The sequence below is a fragment of the Paraburkholderia sp. RL17-373-BIF-A genome (assembly GCF_046030175.1).
Classification (GTDB): domain Bacteria; phylum Pseudomonadota; class Gammaproteobacteria; order Burkholderiales; family Burkholderiaceae; genus Paraburkholderia.
In genome coordinates this window covers 1-20,208 of sequence record NZ_JARESO010000091.1, presented here as the reverse complement: position 1 = coordinate 20,208, position 20,208 = coordinate 1, and the positions used below count along the sequence as shown (strand labels likewise).

16 protein-coding genes and 2 pseudogenes are annotated in these 20,208 nt (G+C 58.0%); 12 read left to right on the top strand and 6 right to left on the bottom strand.

Translation table 11 applies throughout. The annotated features are described in order from the left end of the window. Window positions 1–1,287: 1,287 nt before the first annotated feature. Complete coding sequence (locus tag P0D80_RS45630; protein WP_408294239.1) at window positions 1,288–2,190, bottom strand: LAPAL motif-containing putative phage structural protein; 903 nt, start codon at window positions 2,188–2,190, stop codon at window positions 1,288–1,290. Between the two features lie 693 nt (window positions 2,191–2,883). Between P0D80_RS45630 and P0D80_RS45625 the strand changes: the two genes are divergently transcribed. The 7 genes from P0D80_RS45625 (at window position 2,884) to P0D80_RS45595 (ending at window position 8,048) form a co-directional block, all read left to right on the top strand. Next, window positions 2,884–4,179, top strand: a complete 1,296-nt coding sequence (locus P0D80_RS45625; RefSeq protein WP_408294236.1) for a hypothetical protein — start codon at window positions 2,884–2,886, stop codon at window positions 4,177–4,179. Window positions 4,180–4,938: 759 nt separating this feature from the next. Then, window positions 4,939–5,211, top strand: coding sequence for a CsbD family protein (locus P0D80_RS45620; RefSeq protein WP_408294233.1), 273 nt, complete (start codon window positions 4,939–4,941; stop codon window positions 5,209–5,211). Window positions 5,212–5,364: 153 nt separating this feature from the next. Next, entirely contained in the window at window positions 5,365–5,739 is a 375-nt protein-coding gene (locus tag P0D80_RS45615; RefSeq protein WP_408294231.1) for a response regulator, read from the top strand. A gap of 209 nt (window positions 5,740–5,948) precedes the next feature. Then, window positions 5,949–6,152, top strand: a complete 204-nt coding sequence (locus P0D80_RS45610) for a cold-shock protein (protein WP_175914427.1) — start codon at window positions 5,949–5,951, stop codon at window positions 6,150–6,152. 199 nt (window positions 6,153–6,351) lie between these two features. After that, on the top strand, window positions 6,352–6,582 hold the full coding sequence (locus P0D80_RS45605; RefSeq protein ID WP_408294227.1) for a hypothetical protein: 231 nt from the start codon (window positions 6,352–6,354) through the stop codon (window positions 6,580–6,582). Between the two features lie 187 nt (window positions 6,583–6,769). Beyond that, the gene (locus P0D80_RS45600; RefSeq protein ID WP_408294224.1) at window positions 6,770–7,345 is read left to right on the top strand and encodes a hypothetical protein; all 576 of its coding nucleotides are present in this window, start codon (window positions 6,770–6,772) and stop codon (window positions 7,343–7,345) included. A 367-nt stretch (window positions 7,346–7,712) separates the two neighbouring features. Then, on the top strand, window positions 7,713–8,048 hold the full coding sequence (locus tag P0D80_RS45595; RefSeq protein WP_408294221.1) for an H-NS histone family protein: 336 nt from the start codon (window positions 7,713–7,715) through the stop codon (window positions 8,046–8,048). Between the two features lie 17 nt (window positions 8,049–8,065). On the opposite strand, the gene P0D80_RS52050 is transcribed toward P0D80_RS45595, so the two are convergent. Beyond that, entirely contained in the window at window positions 8,066–8,272 is a 207-nt protein-coding gene (locus P0D80_RS52050) for a hypothetical protein (protein ID WP_494478666.1), read from the bottom strand. Window positions 8,273–9,346: 1,074 nt separating this feature from the next. On the opposite strand from P0D80_RS52050, the pseudogene P0D80_RS45590 reads away from it, so the two are divergent. Next, window positions 9,347–9,622 (top strand): annotated as a pseudogene (locus P0D80_RS45590) (HNH endonuclease); the annotation flags it as partial. A 233-nt stretch (window positions 9,623–9,855) separates the two neighbouring features. On the opposite strand, the gene P0D80_RS45585 reads toward P0D80_RS45590, so the two are convergent. Both P0D80_RS45585 and P0D80_RS45580 read right to left on the bottom strand, forming a co-directional pair. Further along, on the bottom strand, window positions 9,856–10,275 hold the full coding sequence (locus P0D80_RS45585) for a hypothetical protein (protein ID WP_408294219.1): 420 nt from the start codon (window positions 10,273–10,275) through the stop codon (window positions 9,856–9,858). A 305-nt stretch (window positions 10,276–10,580) separates the two neighbouring features. Next, entirely contained in the window at window positions 10,581–11,564 is a 984-nt protein-coding gene (locus P0D80_RS45580; RefSeq protein ID WP_408294216.1) for a hypothetical protein, read from the bottom strand. A 774-nt stretch (window positions 11,565–12,338) separates the two neighbouring features. Here P0D80_RS45580 and P0D80_RS45575 point away from each other — a divergent pair. Continuing rightward, window positions 12,339–12,523: pseudogene (locus P0D80_RS45575) on the top strand (IS3 family transposase); the annotation flags it as partial. Between the two features lie 63 nt (window positions 12,524–12,586). Here P0D80_RS45575 and P0D80_RS45570 read toward each other — a convergent pair. Beyond that, the gene (locus tag P0D80_RS45570) at window positions 12,587–13,507 is read right to left on the bottom strand and encodes a LysR family transcriptional regulator (RefSeq protein ID WP_408294214.1); all 921 of its coding nucleotides are present in this window, start codon (window positions 13,505–13,507) and stop codon (window positions 12,587–12,589) included. 154 nt (window positions 13,508–13,661) lie between these two features. On the opposite strand from P0D80_RS45570, the gene P0D80_RS45565 reads away from it, so the two are divergent. The 3 genes from P0D80_RS45565 to P0D80_RS45555 all read left to right on the top strand — a co-directional run bounded on the left by P0D80_RS45565 (window position 13,662) and on the right by P0D80_RS45555 (window position 18,339). Next, the gene (locus P0D80_RS45565; protein ID WP_408294212.1) at window positions 13,662–15,293 is read left to right on the top strand and encodes an FAD-dependent monooxygenase; all 1,632 of its coding nucleotides are present in this window, start codon (window positions 13,662–13,664) and stop codon (window positions 15,291–15,293) included. A gap of 97 nt (window positions 15,294–15,390) precedes the next feature. Next, a complete protein-coding gene (locus tag P0D80_RS45560) occupies window positions 15,391–16,749 on the top strand; it encodes an MFS transporter (RefSeq protein ID WP_408294209.1) in 1,359 nt (452 codons plus the stop codon). Between the two features lie 504 nt (window positions 16,750–17,253). After that, window positions 17,254–18,339, top strand: a complete 1,086-nt coding sequence (locus P0D80_RS45555; protein ID WP_408294206.1) for a porin — start codon at window positions 17,254–17,256, stop codon at window positions 18,337–18,339. Window positions 18,340–18,701: 362 nt separating this feature from the next. Here the strand turns inward: P0D80_RS45555 and P0D80_RS45550 are convergent, their stop codons facing one another. Next, window positions 18,702–20,117 (bottom strand): ISKra4 family transposase, encoded by a 1,416-nt coding sequence (locus P0D80_RS45550; RefSeq protein WP_408294203.1) that lies wholly within the window; start codon window positions 20,115–20,117, stop codon window positions 18,702–18,704. Window positions 20,118–20,208 lie beyond the last annotated feature (91 nt).

Sequence of the window (20,208 nt, the reverse complement as noted above, 5' to 3'; positions counted from 1 at the left end):
ATGTTGGGTCTTCCGAAGCAGACGGTGACCCGACTTCCCGCAGAACTCATAACGGCGCGGCGAGGAGTTGTCGAGCGGCTGGAGGAGAGAGGGTCAAGCATCCCGGATGCCTGCTGTCGAACTCGGGCCATGGTTGATTCGGTCTACAGTCGCGGCCAGATCACGCGGTCAAATTTAGCGAATCGCCACGCGCGATTACTCCAGTTATCAGATGTGGCGATTTCGGTTTCGAGGCGTCAGTCGGCGAGTTATCCGCCGACGCGGACGCCATCGGCGACCCGGAAAGCGGGAGGGGAGGGGAGACTTGCGCTGCCCGATACGTCGGTGTTCGTTTGGGGTGACGCGCGCCAGCGACGACAACGTGCAGCGAGGCCACCCGTCGGCAGGTCGGTCGGCTTCTGGGAGGTTTTCTGATGGGGGTTGCCCGGGGAACGTTGCTTTGGGAGCCAGGCCGGGAAAAGCCGTTGAGAAGCGGAGCGCGAGCGGGTCCGCTTGTTGTTTCGCGGCATTAAATGCGGTTTCGAAAATAGCAGCTATCAAAACTGAAGCGAATGCCAAGTTGGGCGATTGCTGGTTGCCGCGCTGGTTCGGGCCGAAGGCATCGGCGCGATGCGGCAGTATAGGGTCTCGACGTGAAAATCCTGTCTCAACCGTTTCCAGCGGAGATCCCGACTAGGCGGGACGGGCAAGGTGGGACCGGAGGGTATGAAAGTTGCGGCTTTCATACCCTTCGTTTGATGACAATTGCCGGCCGCGCAGAGCGCGCCCGCTCACACAACTAAAGTTGTTATTAGATTTCAACCAAAGTTGTGACTTCCCGCGCGCCTTGCCACCCGGTGCACCTTTCCTCCGCGTCGGCGCCGGAGCAGGCCGCCGACCGTGCGCGCGACGACCGTCTGGCCGCCCCGCGCCGCGCACTGCGATGCAACTCTGGTTGACACCGCACATTAACGTAATCGAGCGTCGAATGCAGCGGCGATGATCGGATCGCCCTTCGCGGCGGGCAGCGTCCGGCGGAACGGGCTGCGCGCGCAACCTCTCTGAACCTCGCCGTATCGCGACACTCCAGACAACCACCCTACATCAAGGGATCAACCAGCCGAGGCCTAAACTGGAAAGCAACGCGCGGCGACCTGACTGTCGCAACAACCACATTTAACGGGCATCGGTAGACGCATCAGCTAGCCTCAAATGCTTGCGCGAAATCACCACAAACTCGGCGAATACGCCCCGTCGACGTCGGTAAAACGCCGCTTCAGTCCCACGCGGTAACGGTCGCTATGGGCATCACAGCAACCGGTGCTGCAATGGCTGGCGATGTTCAATCACTTTGATTATTGTCGACTCTGTGACGAGCTTGGCGCCTTCGATGCTCTGCACTTGACGCCAATCGACCACAAGCACGTCGCCCTTGCCGAAGCGTTCACCAGCGTCGATCTTAGAAAGAAACTCCTTGTCCTCGATCGCAACGTGGTAAGTGGCATTGCCGTCGCTCACGCGCCATTTGTTGCCGTCTTTGAAGGTCAACGATTCAATCAGCAGCACCTTGCGGGCGGTTATGTCTGACACGATCTCCGCTTCGGCATCGGTTACAGCTGCACTAAATGATGGGAGTTCTTCGGCATGAATGTCGAGCACTTTTACGCCGTCCATGACGATGCCGAATTCGTCTATACCTTCGCGCGCTAGCGGCGACACGACTTTCTCAAGACTGGTGCGGACGGTGCTGTTTCGGTATATCCGGATGACGTCACGTTCAACCTCAAGGGTTTCGGTTTGAGAGACCCATACCCGTGCAATCTCGCCTTGCTGTTCAATTTTGATGGGCTTGCGACCATGGAGCGCGCGTAGCAATTGAATGAGCCCAGCTGCGCCCGATGCGGTCATGCCGATAAGACCGAGAATGCCGCTAGCATTCGAGATAGCCGACGCACCGGTGCTTGAAAAAATATCTTTCAGCTGGGCAAGCAGGTGTTGGGTTGCGACGAGATCAATTCCAAACGACCCAGCCTTGAAGCTTGCATTTACCTGAACCCGCACGTCAGCGGCGTCGCCATTAACCTCTTTATTTACTGCAGTGAAGAGGTCCGCGAAGGCGACAAGGGCGGGTGCAAGGTCACGCACGTCCATCCGATGCTCTGCAAGAGCCGGACCATCGTACACGACATGGAAGCGCTCATGGTTAGCCATTTCCATAGTCTACAGTGGATGTGAAAGTTAAGTTTAGCGGCCCCGGCGGGACGCGCGCTGCGCGCATAATGCCCGAGCGAAAGGCATCTGACAAATGGAACCGCCACCCTCTGGGTTTGAATAGATCGCTCCCTATGTTTCGTTCCCTGGGGTCGCTACCGCGGCTTGCGTGGAGTAAGCGCACGCGAAGGGCGTTTCAAGGGGCATCGTCATCGGGTTTTAGGATCGACGTTAGGTGCCCCATAAAGTCGACGTGCACGCCGAGCGTCGACGAGTTGCGCCACCGACACGCGAACTCCAATCACCCGCAGCCGGCATCGCTGAACCTCTTGACCTGGTGAACGCTTGAGTCGAATTCCCTGCCGCCGGCGCTTTAACGGCCAATGGGTGCGGGAAAATATACAGCGCTCTCGGATTCTCCACGTCCTCGAATTGAGACACTAAAGAGGGCAAAGCGCTATGTCCGACTGGACATTCATTGCGATCGCTACGGGTCCGAGAACTGCGCCGCAGGGACAGCACGAGGGTTTGCCCTTTGCTCACGGGTACGCTATCGTTGGCGCGGCAATTCTGGTCCAACTGGACGGGAGAGCGTGCGGGGCAGCAGGCTAGACTGCAACGTGAGGCGGATCAGTTAAGATCGATGCGCCACTGGCTCAACTGGTCTTCTTTTGCGTGTCCATGACAAGAAACGTGACTTCCCATACCGTCGACGAGGTTTTTGGCATTTCCCGCACCCTTCCGCTTAACTACGTGGCACGACCTGACGTGGATGGCCGGTTGCTCGGCGAGCTGGCGGCCGCTCACCACGTCGTAATCTACGGTAGTTCGAAGCAGGGCAAGACGTCGCTTCGCAAGCGCTGCATGGACCCTGGCGGATACATTCTTGTTCAGTGTTCCAATCGTAGTGACATCGCTGATCTCCATTCGAATATCCTGAAACGGGCCGGCTTCGAGATCACCCTGTCGCAGAAACGGAGTTCGTCCGGCCGGCATAAGGTTATCGCCAGCCTGAAGGCGGCCGTCAAGGCCTCGTTCTTCGGACAGGGCGTACAGTTGGAAGGAGCCGCAGGCGGAGAGCGCGAGACAACAACGGGTAGCGAGCGGACAACCGCCGCGCTTGAACTCGACATCGACGACGTCAACGATGTGATAGCCGCATTGCAAAGCATCGGATTTAACAAAAAGATCGTACTGGAAGACTTTCACTACCTCGAATATCAGGTGCAGCGTGATTTTTCTGTCGAACTCAAGGCGTTTCACGAAGCATCGGATATCACATTCGTCATCGTTGGGGTCTGGCTGGAAGACAACCGGTTGATTGTCTATAACGGCGATCTGACGGGGCGGGTTGTGTCGATCAATGCCGATCGATGGAATGCGGGCGAACTGCGCGAGGTCATCGCTACCGGCGCGGCGTTGCTCGGCGTCAGCTTTGCTCCCGTCTTCACGGCTGCGCTGATAGTGCTGGCCCGCGAAAGCATCTATGTTGTGCAAGAGGCGTGTCGTAGGGCCTGTCTTGAAGCGGGTGTGCGACAAACGCGCGAGGACAATCCGCTCATCGGCGCTGATCTTGACGTCGATGCGCTGGTCAAGCAGATCGTCGACGAGCAATCGGCAAGATACGATGGCTTTCTCTCGACGTTCGCCGACGGTTTTCAGGAGACCGAGTTGGAAATGCACAAATGGCTCCTTTATCCGATACTGACGACGAACACGGATCGCCTGAATCGGGGCCTGAAATACCGGGATATCAAGGCCATTCTGCGTGAAAAGCACCCCCGGGAGGGCGAGCTGAATTCCGGGAACATCACTCAGTCGCTACAGTCGAGCGCGTCGCTACAGGTCAAGAAAAACATCATGCCAATCGTCATCGACTACGACCAGTCAAGCAAAACACTTTATGTCGTTGACAAAGGCTTTCTGATCTGGCTTCACCATCAAGACGCGGCTGAACTCCTGGAGGATATCGGGCTCGCGGCTGAGTAGCCGTTCGCATCTCCAAGGTTCGGAATCACGAACAGGATTTGCTGAAGCTTGGAATGCTGCTTTCGAGACCGGTATCGGCACTTCAGATCGCCCGAGGCGGTTCGACGTTGAACGACCACTCCCCCACTTTTCGTCGACTCCCAGAATCCATGGACACCGACACCATTGCGGTTCCTTTTCAGCTTTCAATTTACGCGACCTCGCTCGCGAGAGCGCGTGCGGCAATTCGTGTGTCACATTGTCGGTCTTCAACATCCCCCTGTGTGGATGTTGGACAGCGACGTCCTCCTTCGCTTATTCAATCGAGTTGGCCAGTGAGATCGCCTTCGGGTAGAAAAGCCGCGTTAGCAGAATTAATGCACACGATTAGCACGCCAACGGACATCATTAGCGGAATTTGCGAACTTCAACACACAGTTCAGACAAAGCGGTCTGAACGCCGCTTTTGCACAGGCGAGAATTGCAATACCGTTTGCATACCTTACCATCATCTATCCGCGCTGCGGGAAGGACAGGCGGGTTGTTGCGCGGGGGGATCTGTATGAGGGTGCCTTGCTGCCGGGGCGCAGGCTGCTGCTCCTCCTGCCCGAGTCGCATTTGCGTGCAACCGTTTGTATGTTGGAGAGGCGGGCTTGCTTCTTGCGCTCTGCTGGGATGTGAATGTCGTCGCGGCAGTCGAAGTTACCGGTGACCCATCGCGCGATGCCGTCTCATTGCCTGCAAAATCTCCAACTATCTCTAACTCAACGGAGCATCGAAATGGATACGGGAGAGGCAGAGGGTGCGGTCCAGGAAGTAGCCGGCAAGGTTCAGGGCGCAGTCGGCGCGCTGGCGGGTGATTCCGCGTCGCAACTGGCAGGAAAGGCCAGAGAGCTCGCCGGTAAAGCGCAGCAGCTTCGCGCCGACGCCGCGAATGCAGTGCGCGAAACGACCGCCACCAATCCCTTCCTGGCGCTGGCAGTGGCGGCGGCCGTGAGCTTTGTGGCAGGTACCAAATGGCGTGCTGGCGGGTCCAGGCGCGATGATCGGTAAGCGCCCGACGCACGGGCAGTCGTCCCGGAGCCCATGATCCTCATAATCGCCAGCACTCGCGCCTTGGGGTAAAGAGACATGGGGACGTCGTTATAAACAGATTGCGGCAGGACAACTGGACGGCACACGCGCCAGTTGTTCCGTCTTCCTCCTATGCGCAAAAAACTTCTGCTCGCTGACGACGACGTCAATGCAACCGCAGCAGTCGCCGTGTTTTTCGAGTCGCACAATTTTGAAGTGCGCACCGCCACCCACGGGATTACCGCGCTTCGATGGTTCTCAACCTGGCAACCGGACGCGGCCATGCTCGATATCGACATGCCGGGCGCAAACGGATACGAGGTGGCGCAGCACGTGAGGCGCACCGAGAACCCGGTCAAACGCACACTCCTCGTTGCCATTACCGGCGAAATGCCGCCGGACGAGATCGCAGCCAGATGCTATCAGGCCGGATTCGATCTCTATGTTGCGAAGCCAGCCGACGTGAAGGCACTCGCTGAATTTGTCATCCTGGGCATCACGGGCTGAATTTCTCCCAGCTGCCTGGAAAAGGCCCGAAGCGAAAAGCGTTGACAGAACGGCGCTGCCACTATACTGTAACCTTCGAAATATTCAAGAAGCCTGATTGCTGATCACCATTTTCCGCCCTGTCTGCGCGGTACTCGTTGTCCTCTCTTCTTCCTTGAAGTTTTTGTCGCTCCGCAACGGAGCTGTTATTTTTATTTCAGGGAATTCTCATGGATACCGGCACAGTCAAGTGGTTCAACGATAGCAAAGGCTTTGGCTTCATCACGCCGGACGCAGGCGGCGACGATCTCTTCGCTCACTTCTCGGAAGTTCGGGGTGACGGCTTCAAGACGCTCACGGAAAACCAGAAGGTGAGCTACGAAACAAAGCGCGGCCCGAAGGGCATGCAGGCGTCGAACATCTCGCCGCAGTAAAGTATCTCAAGGGCCGGTCTACCGGCCCTTTGCATATTTGCCTGACTTGTATCCTCGCGGAGCCAATGCGCTCCCGATCTGATCGCCACGTTCGAACGTGCGCATCATTTGTCCTTCCGACACGATCCGTCTCGCCCCGTTTTCGATTTATTCGCTTGGACGGCTTCGTTGTCGTGCGGGCGTTGTCCGGTTATCGCTTATGCAAAACACTAAAAATATTCACCAGTACAACGGTTATTCAGTTTCCCCGTCCGCTCACCGTTTGCCGGACGGCTGGTTTGCCGCCAACCTGCTTCTCACGAGGGGGGACGCCCGGAGTGCTGAGCTGGCGTCATACAAGTTTGATGCGCTCGACTATTTCGATAGCGAAACACAGGCTGTCGGGCACGCCACGGCCTGGGCGCACGGCTGGGTCGATAGTCGCGGTTAACACCATGCCTGTCGCACCCACGTCAGTCACACCCGTTAAACCGCTATACCCGTTACACACGTCGCAGTGAAGCGCCTCACGGACGCCCAGGCTCGCGCCAACCAGAACGTCACTCAACCGGATCACGGGATTCGCTCGCCTGATCGACGCAACGCTATTCCCGTCAATCGCATCACAAGGAGCAGAAATGGCGTTATTGGTCATGCAGGTCGCAGTAAGCGGGGAACTGGTCGAGGTTTTCGAAATGACGGTTGATGATATTGACGGCCACCGGATGCTCGCCGCTGCCAATGAGGACGAACGGGTTATTCATCCTTCGGGACAGGCACCCGAAGACGGTGAGGTCTGGATCGATCTGATCGACGGGGATGGCGAGACATTATTCGACCAGGTGGCGTGTTTTCACCGGGCGGATGCCGCCGACGCGCTGCAGATCCATTTCGGCATGAATGCCGACGTCGTCAAGGATTGCCTGTCAAAGTCGAATATCGCTTCGCTCCATGCGCGGCACCGTCTGGCGGCACAGGCCTACTTCCGCAGGATCGATCGTCTTGTGGATTGCTCGCCGGTGAGTTCCCGGCAGAGCAATCGCCGGCGTGTCGGTGAAGCCAGTGTCATGGAACTTGCGATAGAGCTCCGCAGGCGACTGGACGGTGTCGTCACGCAACTTGCCCTGAGCGAGTTGCCCACCCACGTGCAGGCTGCGGCGCAGGAACTCAAGGATGCGACGAAGAGCTACGTGGGTGCGGTTCAGCGCTTGTGAAGCAGCGGCCGGAACCCGAGTGTGGAGCAACCTTATGCGAAGAACGCTGAAGTATCGCGGGTTTGAGATCTGTGTTGACCTCGTGCCCACTTCTGAAGACAGGTTTGACGCGTGGCTTCGGATTGAAGGGCCGCCTCCCGTCTCGGCAGTAGCCACGCGAGGCCAGCGTATCAAGGTCCGCGGCGGCCCGTTTTCCGAGCGTTGGGCTTATTTCGTTGCGCAGATCGCTGGCCAGGCCTCAATCGATGTCATTCTCGGTCCTGGCGAATAGTTTGACGCCGTCACCCGTGACGAGTGACCTGCGGTTCCCGCCTTGCCGCATGCAGATCAAAAGTACTGGATACCTACCTGACAGGGAAACCGTTTCATGGATGAACGCAAGCGCGACAGCATGATTGCCTACCTCCGTCACCGCATGGAGGACTTCGGAATCAGCCCGGATGATCTGGCCGCAACACTTGCGGCTGAGCCGGCCGCGGGCCGCTACCGCAGCGCGCATGGCGAGAGCTGGAGTGGTGAAGGTGCGATGCCACAATGGCTGAAGCAGGCGATCAGCGCGGGCCAGTCGATTGGCCACTTCGAGCTGGCATCAGGTGCAGCTTCCGCACCGTCTCCACACGCACGCGCGGCTGCAGGTGCAGGTGCAGGCTGGGCAAACGATCCGTTCGCGGGCAGTCCACTCGCGCGGTCGAATCCGCGTTAGATCCGTTGGCAGGCGGCTCAGCTACCGTTCAAAAAATCCGTGCCGCCGGGCCGAAGTGTTTCCAGTGGCCGAAGTACGTCGCGAATCCCAAGAAGGCCTGCAACATATTGCTCTATCTGGTCGATGACGTCTGACACCTGATCGACGAAGGACTCGTCCCGGGTACCGGCCGTCGGGCCAGCGCCGTTGACGAGCGTATGAGCGATGCGGTGCAGGCGCAACAGGTCGTCGCGCAGGCGTAGAGCGAAGTAAATTTGTCACTGGCCACTGCGAACTGGGACAGGCCGTGAGCCTCTGGGTTGACGAATTTACTTCGTTTCGCACCGAAGTAAAGTTGTCACTTCGCATCAGTGCGCAGTAAATCCGTCAACTCACGTTAGTCCTCGACCATGAACTCCGCAGGCAGTTGGTACACACGGTCGACGTTTGCCAAGCTTCGAACCACTCACGTTGCCGCGTCCTCGCGGCGCGCCCCGTTATGACGTTTTCAGTCCGAAATTGGGGTGACGTCTGACGCTATGCAGGCGCAGTGCTTTCGAAGCATGGCTGATGCTAGAAGCGGATCCTGCTGCAAAGACTTTCTGTGAGCGGCCTGACCTCATGGCAGTCAAAGAACAACGCTGCGTGGTCGTTTTCCGGGCAATATCTGAAAATCAAGAGTACCTGGCAGTACTATCGGAGTCAACACTCGCGACGTGTCGCCCGTGCGCACACCCTAATCCAGTTGATCAAGGTAGACATAGACTCGAGGGCCTCGAGCCCGATGCGATGTTTTGGATCTACGGTGCCTACGACGCAGGCTGTAGATTCCCCGCCAGGGTGTTGCGAGATTCCCTCCTTGAGGGTGCCCAGCGAGGCCGGCATCATCAGGTTTAATTCGCTTTCGGTGACAAATTTGCTTCGTACTACGGTAACTATGCGAGCGCGGCCCTTGGCGGTCCTGGATATCGAATCTCATGACGGGTGTGATTCGAAAGATGCTTGCCATAATCGGCGGGCGGTATCGAGCGGGGTGGCACACGTTGTCAGGAGCAACATCTGTTCTTGGTGGGCGAGTTCTGGAACAAACTTTAATGCTTGTACGAAGGGATGTTCTGAGCGACACGCACGGTAGCGTTCCGCGATGACCCAACTGTGCCAAGCGCCCGTTCTAAGGAAAGGAGTGTTGCTGCTTCAGGGGTCAGCGCATTGTTCGAAATGAGTTGTCAGACGTGTGCAAGGCACGCTAGCGTCATTAATGATCATGCTAGCGCCCTATGAACATTCGCTAGCAGCGATTCTGAACACTAACAGCTGCGCACATCGTCCCGCACGCGCTCGTAACGAACTACGCCACCACCAACGGAATCCTGCTGCGTTCGGACATCCACACGCTCTTTGATCTTCACCTGATCGCGGTCGATTCTGATTGTCGCGTGGCCATTTCGCGGTCCCTGGAGTGGACGGAATACGCACAATATCGCGGGCGTCGTCTGCTCGCGCTTCCCGCCGACCGGCAAGATCACCCGTCACGCGATTCGCTGAAACTCCACCATGACCTGTTCATTGCCCGCGAAGAAGCGCTGGACGATTGAAGACAGCCATATGCGAGGCCCGGCGAGCATGCCACAGGGACGAATGCCGCCGAGTAGTGCGGGACATATACGGTTTTTCGTTTGACGTGTCAGGGCGGGACGGATATCGTTTTTTTGGTGGAGTGTGACGGTCTCCCGGCGCCGCTCTTCCGGACAAAATCCCCTCCAATTCACCGATCGACTTCTAGCGAAATCCGAGATTTCACCCGCGTTCCCTGTTTTCGCTGATCCGTTCAGCGCGTCGTCAGCTCAGGTGTTGGGATCGGCGAGCGGGTTGCGCCGCGCAGGAATGCCAGTAACTGCCGTTCGGCACCCTCAAGCCTATGTAGCGGCACCGTTGCCAGTTGAACATCGTGCAGCGCGAGTAGGCTTTGGAACGCTCGTAACGCATCGTCGTCGAGCGACCATGCGTCATCGTGGCCTGTCTCGTGCGCTAGCATGAGGGTAGCTTCAACTGTATATTCGGCGATCTTGAACAGTTCGACCGGCTCGTTGCCGTAGCCCGCCCGTTGCAGAAACCACGTCAAGTAAGTCGCCCGTATCAATTCATTGACCAGACTGCCGTTGCCGTGGCCGCGGCGCCAGCTGTCCAGCGCAAGATGATGGGTCAGTGAGCGCGCACGTGCCGAGGCAGCATCCATCGGCAGCAACATTGCTTTGGTCAGTGGCGTACGCGCACCCGCGCGAGCCGATCCGCTTCGCCTTGAAGCCATGTTCATTACCAACCTGTTAGCTGAAACACAGCCGACATTCTAGTGAATCGGCGCCGATCATCAACAAGCGCAAGCCGGCCAGAATGGACCATGAATCGACAGGACGACAGCGCCCCTCCAACGTCAGCGACAGATTCGAAAAGAACATACGCCACTGACCGCACCGCGAGCTCTGATCGCGCCGGTATGGCGACGGCCAGCGTTTCCGGGCCCACGGTTGATACGGCTGTTCGGGTCCGCCGACTTCAAGGAACGATGTGATGCACCAAATACCCATCGAACTGAGGATCTCCCTCGGTAAGCGCCAACTTACCCACTGGCACGGCTTCTAACGGCAGGTTCCAGCTACTTACCGCTTTGTCGTGTTGAACCTCCACAGTAACCGGGAAAAAGATGTCTGCTTCTTGAATTCCCATTAAGAAAGTCTCTCTCATCATGGTGCCCAGACTATCCCAGTCAATATCGACACTTAATGGTTTCTCGCTCGCTAGCTGGGTTGGCGGCACAATTATTTTGAGCTTGGACAGTCGAACGTATCTCGAGTTAAGACCGGCAACCCGGTGGTACACGGCTAGGCGTGCCAGCGCATTTTCAGCAAGCCCATCTAGATGAGGATTCGCCGCCGTCTTACCAATCAAGGTATTGGCGATTATGCACAGCGCTTGGATATATGCCGCTTGTTCTTCGTTAGAGAGGTTCAGGGTCGCGAAGCCTTGTTTAGCGATCTGCAGCGTGCCATTTCCGGCGATGGTCACGCCCCCGGCGTGCGTGACGGTCCCACGGTATGGCTCGAAATATCGAAAAATCTCCCAAAATGCCTTGCTCACCAGCGGACGTTGCGCGAAGAATTTTGGCTGAGCGAATGTGGTAGTCGTTGAGAGTCGATCGTAACTCTTTAGCTTGGCCTTAAATCTCCAATCCGTGCAATCATTGGCCCGCAAGATCCACTCAACGATCATGTCCTGCATTTTGAACGCCGCACTGAAAGCGAGAGGGCGGAGCTGAGACAATGCCGCCTGTACCGCGCCAGCGCAAACATCCTCGTGAAAATTTAGCTCCAGGTGTCGGTTCAAATTTCCGCTTTCCGCCAGGCTCCCTAACGTCACGGTGAGGCACTCGTTTGACGTCTCGGATTGGTCAAACAGACTTCTCCGGAGGTATTCCAGCGCATGCAATTCATACGCCAGCGCATCTATAAGCTCTGCTCGTTTGCCAGAAAAGTGCGTCATTAACCTATACCCGTGGAAATTTTTATCATACGCGGAGAGCCTTCGAAGCCCAAGGTGTCCTTCGTCGCTTCCAGGTGTCTGTCGATACGTCGGGCACACCGCGTGACGTCCTTGGCGCGAGCACACATCGAGTGCTGACTCGTGATCGCTCGACCTGTGGCATGCGGCTAAGTAGCTGTTGCAGTCCGTAGTAACTGCTAATCGCGTCCGTAGATTGCGCTAATGTAAGGTTTCGGCTTAAGCCCATGGATAAAGGCATGAGAGCGATTTTGTGAGTCTTTTTACACGTTGCGTTTCGGCAACGCGTGAACACTAAGATGTCCGTTTATTTTGCTAACGTCTTTGTCGTGTCCTTTGAATCTGCTAATGCATCCGCTCTATGACGGCTCTTGGTCGACGAAGACATTGACCGGGGACTCGAGGTAGATGCGACCATGTGCTTCGTCGACAGCCACGCTCCGTTCTCAGATTGCGACCTAAATTGTGGCACTTTCTGCAACTCAGTGAAGCTCGTCGTCATCCTTTGCTCCGATATGAGCCATGGCGCGATCGCCGCAAGAATCGTCGGAAGAGCGTAATGACCGACTCTTGAGGCGGTGTTAGCAGATTTAATGGACGCCGTTTGCGTTCCAAAAGACGCCATTAGCAAAATCTACGAACTTCAACACGACGTGAATGAAATTTTGTTCCGACCAACCCGTCAGGTTCCATGACACGCTGCCGGGCCGCAGGCCCCTCGACTAATGGAGATGTTTGCAACGACCTGTTGAATCCGCCCAATATGTCGGCATCCGCTATAGCGAACGTCTGGTCGAGGATGCAACTACGATAACGCGCTGACTGAAACGGGCAACGATCTGTATAAGACGGAACTGGCTCATCGGCGCGCCCCGTGTAAAACGAGGGAATTGGTTGAACTGGCGACGCTGCAATGGATGGCCCGGTGGCGCCGTAGGAGGCCGAAGGGCAAAGCAAAAGGATGGAGGCAGCAATCGCGCGGACATGTCGGTGAGCGCTTTCGTCTATTCTGCCAACCTCGCCGCCGCCTTCAGACGAGCTGCAAACTCCAGCGCGGCAGGCTTGGGGCGACTCCCTCTGCGCGAAAGAAGATAGAGATCCAGATGCACAACGGGATCGACCAGCATGCTGACCCGAAGCCCATGGCGCTTACATTCCTCGATGGCGAATGACGGAATGATGGCGTGGCCCAGGCCAGCGCGCACCATCGCGATGATCGTGCCGATAAAGTTCACCGTCTGCCGCTGCTCATGGCCGCGACTGATCCGCGCGAGATGACTCTCGACCAACGATTGAATCGGGTTGTCCGACGGCAACCCGAGCAGGGGGAGGTCGCGGAGGCTCGACCACGCTCGCGAGGCTCGATGCCGGCTCTCGTCCAGCGCTGGTGGACTGATACACATGAGTCGGAAGCGGCACATCGATTGCCGTACAAGACCCACCGCCGGTTTAATGAAGAAACCCAAGCCGACATCGGCCTCGCCATCCAGAACGCGCTCCCTGACCGCATTAAGCTCAACATCCACCACGCTCACACCGACTTGGGGATGTGAGTCTGAGATTTCGCGCACGATGTCCGGCAGGAGGCTCATTGCCACCATCGGCGTAGCCGCAATATCCAGGCGTGACCGGGCGGCCGTCTCGGAACCTTCGATCACCGAGACCAGCACTCTCAGTTCCTGCACGATTCGCTGCGCCACTGGCAGCAGTCCCCGCCCAGCGTCCGTGAGCGTGACCGACCTCGGGTTGCGGTCGAACAGCCGCGCGCCCATCTGTTCCTCCAGATCCTTGATCAACATGCTCATGCCGGACTGCGACATGGGGATCTGCTCGGCCGCTTTCGAAAAGCTGTGCAGGCGGCTGACCTCCAGAAACGCCAGCAATTGTCGACTGCTTACGTTCATCAGTTTTTCTGATGGATACATCAGTATGTTCCGTTTGATTGATCTATGACAATGGACTCTAATCGCAGACATTCAACAACGCAATGACACAACGTCCATAGCGGCGCATGGGCGTGGCAGACGTCGAAAAAAACATATTGGGCGAGCTTTGGATCGCGAGACTGGAGAAGATGGAATGAACGATTTGCAGAACGTCGTCGATACCGACGTGGTGATCGTCGGCGGTGGTCCCGTCGGCATGGGCCTGACCATTGACCTGGCGCAGCGCGGCGTACGCTGCATCGTCGTCGAGCGGTACTCGACGCCCCAGCCCATTCCCAAGGGCCAGAACTTGACCCAGCGCACGATGGAGCACTTCCGCTCGTGGGGCGCCGAAACGCAATTGCGCGCGGCGCGCACGATTCCGCCCGAGTATGGGATCGGCGGCTTGACCGCATACGGGACGCTGCTCGGACCGTATTCGTACGACTGGCTTCAGCGCGCGCTGGTCAAACCCTACTACTACACCGCTAACGAGCGGCTGCCGCAGTACGCCAGTGAAGAGGTGCTGCGCGCTCGCCTCGCTGAATTGCCCAATGCGCAGACCCTCTACGGCTGGAATGCGGAAACGCTCACGCAGGATGAGTCGGGTGTCACGGTAGAGGTGGCCGAGCGCCGCGGCGAGGGGCGCAAGACGCTGCGAGCGTCCTATGTGGTCGGTTGCGATGGCAGCCGCTCAAGCGTGCGAGCGCAAAGCGGAATTACCCAAACGCTCGAGGACCACGACCGGCTCATGGTGCTGCTGGTGTTCCGTTCGCCTGAGTTGCACGCACTGCTGGATCGCTTTCCGGGTAAGTCCTACTACAACATTCTGCAGCCGGAACTGGAGGGCTACTGGAAATTCCTTGGCCGTGTCGACCTCGGGCACACCTGGTTCTTTCACGCGCCGGTGCCGCTCGGCACGACCGAGGACAACTTTGACTTTCGGTCCTATCTGTATGGTGCCATCGGTGCTGAGTTCGACGTGGAATTCGAGCACATCGGTTTCTGGGACCTGCGTTTCGCGATTGCCGACAGTTATCGCGCGGGCCGGATTTTCATCGCGGGCGATGCCGCGCACAGCCACCCGCCGTATGGCGGCTATGGAGTAAATTCAGGCCTCGAAGATGCCCGCAACCTGGGCTGGAAGCTCTCCGCAGTAATCCAGGGCCACGCAGACGACGCGCTTCTCGATTCTTACGATGCAGAGCGCCGGCCAGTGTTCGCATCGACCGCGAACGACTTCATCGCCAAATCGATCGAGGTGGATCGTCAGTTCCTCAAAACCTTCGATCCCGAGGTGGACCTGGCCGCTTTCGAGTCGGCGTGGGGAGCGCGGGCGAACGGAGCGGCCGGCGAGGTCCATTCGTTCGAGCCGAACTACGAGGGCTCACCGATCGTCCGAGGTGAAACGCGAGGCGTCTGCAGCGCTGTCGGCTCGCACGAGTTCGAAGCGCGTGCGGGACACCATCTGCCGCCAGCACCGTTGACCAGCGGCAATGCCTTCGAGAAGCTGGGGCCGGGGTTCACCTTGCTGTGCGTCGGGCCGACGGAAGCGGAGGCGGGCGCATTCTCCGAGGCGGCCGCCACCTTGTCGGTGCCATTGAAACTCGTGATGCTGGCACCGGGTTCTGGCGCGGAGCGCTATGCTGCCCGTTGGATTCTGGTCCGGCCGGATGAATTCGTGGCGTGGATTAGCCAGCAGGAAAGCTTCTCGATGCAAAGCGCCATGGAAGTGTTGGCGCAGGTCATCGCGAAAACGGCGAGCACATTGGCCGACGCGGCATAAAACGCCAGGCGCTGACGATCGGAACCAGCGCAACACTCAATATGTCGCTGGTTCCATAAAACAACATAGACACCAGAAAGGTGCTCCCGGAGACTCAATGCAAAGCCTCGATATTGCGAAGATTATTGACGACGGTCCGTTCGGCCGTGCTCGCCTCGTGACCGTGATCCTGTGTTTTCTGGCCGTTCTCGTGGATGGATTCGATACCCAGGCCATCGGATACATCGCACCGGCTCTGGCTGCGGACTGGCACGTCGCCAAATCCGCGCTCGCGCCAGTATTCGCATCGAGCCTCGCCGGATTGATGGTTGGCGCATTCATGTTCGGATCGATATCGGACAGGAAGGGAAGAAAGTTCGGTTTGACGCTGAGTGTCGCGCTGTTTGGCGTGTTCTCGTTGATGACCGCAATGACGCACTCCATTACCGCGCTTCTCGTCATGCGCTTTCTAACCGGGATCGGGCTCGGCGGCGTGATGCCCAATGCGGTGTCGCTGACATCTGAATATGCCCCGTCACGCGTGCGAAGCACGGTCGTCATGGTCATGTTTTGCGGCTTCTCGTTGGGCGCTGCATTGGGAGGCGTCGTGTCGAATTCGCTGCTCGCCCATTACAGCTGGCGGGCCGTGCTGATCGTTGGCGGGCTCGCACCGCTGCTACTTGCGCCGGTTTTGCTGCTGGCACTGCGTGAGTCCATTGACTTCATGGTCGAAAAGCAGTTTCCGCGCGCACGGATCAAGGCGGCCCTGGCCAGTATTGCTCCGCACGCGCTTATTCCGGAGAACGCGTTGTTCGAACGGAAAACCAGCATGCATGCCCGCGCGTCCATAGGCAAGCTTTTTACTGAAGGTCGCGCAGCGCTCACGCTGTTGTTGTGGATCATTTTCTTTATGAGCCTGCTCGAGCTTTACTTCATTTCGAACTGGCTGCCGTTGCTGTTGCATCAGACGGGGCTGGATGTAGGCCATGCGGTGATGACCAGCAGCCTGTTTCAAATTGGCGGTACGATCGGTACGCTGATGCTCGGACGGTTCATCGACCGATGCAAGCCGTTCTTTGTTCTGGGTGTCGTCTATATCGGCGCGGCGCTGTTCGTTTTCTGGCTTGGCCTCAACGTCGCGGGGAGTACAGCGGTACTGTCGACCGCCATCCTGTGCGCGGGCTTCTGCGTCGTGGGAGGGCAGATCGCGGCCAACGCTCTCGCGGCACGCTCCTATCCGACCGCGATACGTGCGACAGGTGTCGGATACGCGTTCGGCATTGGACGAATCGGTTCTCTCGTCGGGCCCTTCCTTGGCGGCGGACTGATTGCGCTGAAATGGGACCCAGCTCATATCTTTATGCTCGGCGCCGTCCCGGTGCTCATCGCCAGCTGCGCAGCAATGGTTATTCATTCGCGGAGCAGGGGCGACTACATGAAGTCGGAAGGCCGGGTCAGCGGAAAGCTTGAGGCTTGATTTGATTTCGCATTGACACGGTTCAGGAGAACGCATTCTGTCTGCTGACAGGGAACCCCGCGTTTGCGGCCTGCCTGTGGGTCGACTTGCGATTGCGTGCGAGCTGGACTGGGGCGCCGATAGAGCCAGTCCTCACGCTGAAACAGGCGGTCTGCAACCATGGTTCCAGTGGGCAAGATGGTTTCCGGATCGATGTCACAACGTCCACCGGCCTAAAAGCTTGCGCGTGCGGGAGGTGATTTGATTTGTCGAGGTGTTTTCTCGAAACCGCCTCGACACCCGCATCACGCCAGAATCAACCCGCGACCGTATCAACCTTCAAAGAGTTCAAGGCTAGGCATCCTTACAGGTACGCATCCGTCTTCGTGGCAGCACGCCGCATAGCGCGAACGAATTCGGCTAATCGACTAATTTGAATCGCGCATCGGCGTTTATTCCGCAGAGGATGCGGAATGAAACGCATAGTTTTTGCTTGTTATAAATCCAATATAAGGAGACCGTGAGGTGAAGAAGAAATATCTCGGTGCAGTTCTCATGATTGGCGTCGGCGTCGGTGCAACAGCTCACGCGCAATCGTCGCTTACGCTGTACGGCTTGCTCGACACGGGTGTTCTGTTCGCGAATCACAGCAAGGTGGCCCCCGGCCAGTCGGGCAATCAGTGGGCTCTGGGTACGGGAAACCGCCAGAACTCGCGCTGGGGCTTCATCGGTAACGAAGACCTTGGTGGTGGTCTGGCAGCGATCTTCAACCTCGAATCCGGCATCGCGATGAACAACGGCGCGCTGCAACAGGGTGGTCGCCTGTTCGGCCGGATGGCCTATGTGGGCTTGCAAAGCCGCGAGTACGGCGCGCTGATGCTCGGTCGCCAGCAGGCGCCGATGTACAAGTTCGGCCTTGCGCTCGATCCGCTTGCCTATTCCAGCTTCGGTTTCATCGCGCAAGATCCGCAGTTCGTGGGACGGGCGGATAACTCGGTCGCATACCAGGGCAAGCGTGGCCCGTTCGAAGTGAACGTGCTCTATAGCTTCGGCTATGAGTCGGTTTCGGCCACGACGCCGGTGGCGGGCGCGTACCGCGTCGGGAAAGAAGTGGACGTGGGCGCGCGCTACGTGGACGGCCCCGCGAACCTGACATTTGCGTTCGAGCAGCGCCAGGGCACCGCGATCGCGAGCGCCGATCTGGATGAGCGCCGGTACCTGATTGGCAGTTCGTACAAAGTGCAGAAAGCGACGCTGTACGCGGGTTACGAGTTGCTACTGAACAACGTGCCCGCCTCAATGGCCCTTTCGCCGTCGCAAAATATGTTCTATGGCGGCATCCGCTACCAGGCAACGGCTGCGCTTGACTTTGCGGCAGCGGGGTACTACCACCAGTTCCGCGCACTCGGCGACCATGCGCTTAGCCTCGGCCTGAACGCTGACTACTGGCTCTCGAAACGCACGTCGGTCTACACGAATATGCAGTACGTCATCAACGGACACAACGCCGCGCTGAGCGCCACAGGTCTGGGCGGTCCGACCGCGCAAACGACAGTGCAGACTGGGGCGAACCAGTTGGCGTTCACGGTCGGTATCCTGCACAAGTTCTAGATCCGTCTCAGCCCTGACGCGGTTTGCCGCCGCGTGACCGTCAACCCGAGGCGGGTTCGATCCTCGCGTCCGGCGAAGCACGCTCATACCTGCCGAATCTCCGCAACAAGGAGTCGTGCATTCGGGATTGGTCGCGAGCGTACAATTTCGGCCCTATCTGTACAGGTTGCCACCGTCCACGCTGAAGCTTGCCGTGCGGAGACGATCGAAGAGGGCTTCTCAATCAGGCCGGCGGAGGGCGGTTGAGCGCGGGCGCATCGAAACTGAACGACGGAACGAGCGCGGGATCATGGAACTTGTCGTGGCAAGGCGCCTGAATAAGCAGGTCACGAGCGATCTGGGCGCCGCCGGGGAGTGTTGGTTCAGCGTCGAACGACCTCGGGCGATCTGAAATGCGGATACCGTTTTCGAAAGCAGCTTTCCAGTCTTCCATCGAGCAGCTCAACGCGCGTCTGTAGAAGATAGTGAGCCCCCTTCATGGACCAACGCATTTGTTGCCGCTTTGAGAGACGGCGATTGATCAAGTGATTCATTACGGACTCTGCTGACGCCGACGATACACGGCGTCCTTCCATTCTGGCGCGTTGATAGTCGACAAGATCTTTTCTATTGTGTTCGAGAAATGTGAGCAGACGGACGGCTGCACGATAGGCTGTACTTGACGCGAGTTGATAGAAGAAAGTCAGATCTTGCGAAGCGATTGCCAGAGAGGCGGCCAGCGTGCGGAGCATCTCGATTGCCGTCTCACCCCGGCCGCGCCATAGCGCGTCGCGCACCCGGACAAGAATACGCTCCGATCGCTGCATGATTTCAGGTCGCCTGGAGAAATAGTTGTACGCGCAAACGGAAGATCGAATGGCGTGCATCTTCATGCTGATGTGAAACCAGTCAAGAATCCTGGGCGATACGCGAGGAGCTATCGACGTCACCAGCGAGCGCATTCCGCGAGCACCGTCCGAGATCACATCAATCAAGGTTGATGGAACCCAACCACATTGATCGAGCGCACCCGCCACAAGGACCCGCGTCAAACTCGGACGCTGTAAGGCGGACACAAACCTTCGGGCCATCTGGCCATCGCGCTCGACCCTACCGGCAATGACTTCAAATTTGCGAACTTCCTGGAACTGGTTGGCGCTCAATACCGTTCCATCGATCGCGATGCGCAAGTGGCTGGCGCAGTTGTGTTTTCGTCCGCCAGCGAGCCATCCAATTCGGAACTGTTCGTTCTCGACGTACTCTCCGCACTGGATGGTGTCTTTGCGGACGGTTGTGTGTGATAGCTTGGGCAGTCCCGTCATGTCGGTGACGGAACGTGCGGCCTCACGATAGGAAACGGAGGCACCGTGTTTTGAGCAAAGGTATGCTATCTCCGGGGTGCGTCGCGTAGGCAGAAGAGGCTCAATCGGACACTCTGAAAACCGCAGGCTGATAGAGTACCCGTCGTCATCGTAGGGCTCAGGCGTGCACAAGCAGGATACGACTCGCGGCACTCTAACCTGTACTTTGCCAAGTGCCGTTGAAAAGGTGCGGGGACGCCAATCCTTGATGCGCCGATAGCCGCCGCATTCCCGGCAGTTTCGACGAAGCTTATCGTAGGCGTTAATCTGCTCTTGTGTGACAAGCTGTTGCAACGCTGCCAGGAGTTGACGGCCCTCAGCGAAGGACAGCCCAAAGTCGGCAGGTGTTGCGCCATTCACACGGCGCTTAAAGGAGCAGATTGACACTGGTTCGTCCGTTCCCTGCCGTTGCAGAAGAATCTTCCATCGCAGTTCCATGGCCGTCTCCCCAGTAGGTCAACTGTTGCAGTTTAGACCAGACGAGCCTCCCCCAGATTTCGTCCACTCCCGCCAATTGTGGGCGCCAACA

What these genes read in the sequence shown, in the direction of transcription:
- P0D80_RS45630 (WP_408294239.1), bottom strand. Translation starts at nt 2,190, where the DNA reads ATGGCTAACCATGAGCGCTTCCATGTCGTGTACGATGGTCCGGCTCTT.
- P0D80_RS45620 (WP_408294233.1), top strand. Translation starts at nt 4,939, where the DNA reads ATGGATACGGGAGAGGCAGAGGGTGCGGTCCAGGAAGTAGCCGGCAAG.
- P0D80_RS45615 (WP_408294231.1), top strand. Translation starts at nt 5,365, where the DNA reads ATGCGCAAAAAACTTCTGCTCGCTGACGACGACGTCAATGCAACCGCA.
- P0D80_RS45610 (WP_175914427.1), top strand. Translation starts at nt 5,949, where the DNA reads ATGGATACCGGCACAGTCAAGTGGTTCAACGATAGCAAAGGCTTTGGC.
- P0D80_RS45605 (WP_408294227.1), top strand. Translation starts at nt 6,352, where the DNA reads ATGCAAAACACTAAAAATATTCACCAGTACAACGGTTATTCAGTTTCC.
- P0D80_RS45600 (WP_408294224.1), top strand. Translation starts at nt 6,770, where the DNA reads ATGGCGTTATTGGTCATGCAGGTCGCAGTAAGCGGGGAACTGGTCGAG.
- P0D80_RS45595 (WP_408294221.1), top strand. Translation starts at nt 7,713, where the DNA reads ATGGATGAACGCAAGCGCGACAGCATGATTGCCTACCTCCGTCACCGC.
- P0D80_RS45585 (WP_408294219.1), bottom strand. Translation starts at nt 10,275, where the DNA reads ATGTTGCTGCCGATGGATGCTGCCTCGGCACGTGCGCGCTCACTGACC.
- P0D80_RS45580 (WP_408294216.1), bottom strand. Translation starts at nt 11,564, where the DNA reads ATGACGCACTTTTCTGGCAAACGAGCAGAGCTTATAGATGCGCTGGCG.
- P0D80_RS45570 (WP_408294214.1), bottom strand. Translation starts at nt 13,507, where the DNA reads ATGTATCCATCAGAAAAACTGATGAACGTAAGCAGTCGACAATTGCTG.
- P0D80_RS45565 (WP_408294212.1), top strand. Translation starts at nt 13,662, where the DNA reads ATGAACGATTTGCAGAACGTCGTCGATACCGACGTGGTGATCGTCGGC.
- P0D80_RS45560 (WP_408294209.1), top strand. Translation starts at nt 15,391, where the DNA reads ATGCAAAGCCTCGATATTGCGAAGATTATTGACGACGGTCCGTTCGGC.
- P0D80_RS45550 (WP_408294203.1), bottom strand. Translation starts at nt 20,117, where the DNA reads ATGGAACTGCGATGGAAGATTCTTCTGCAACGGCAGGGAACGGACGAA.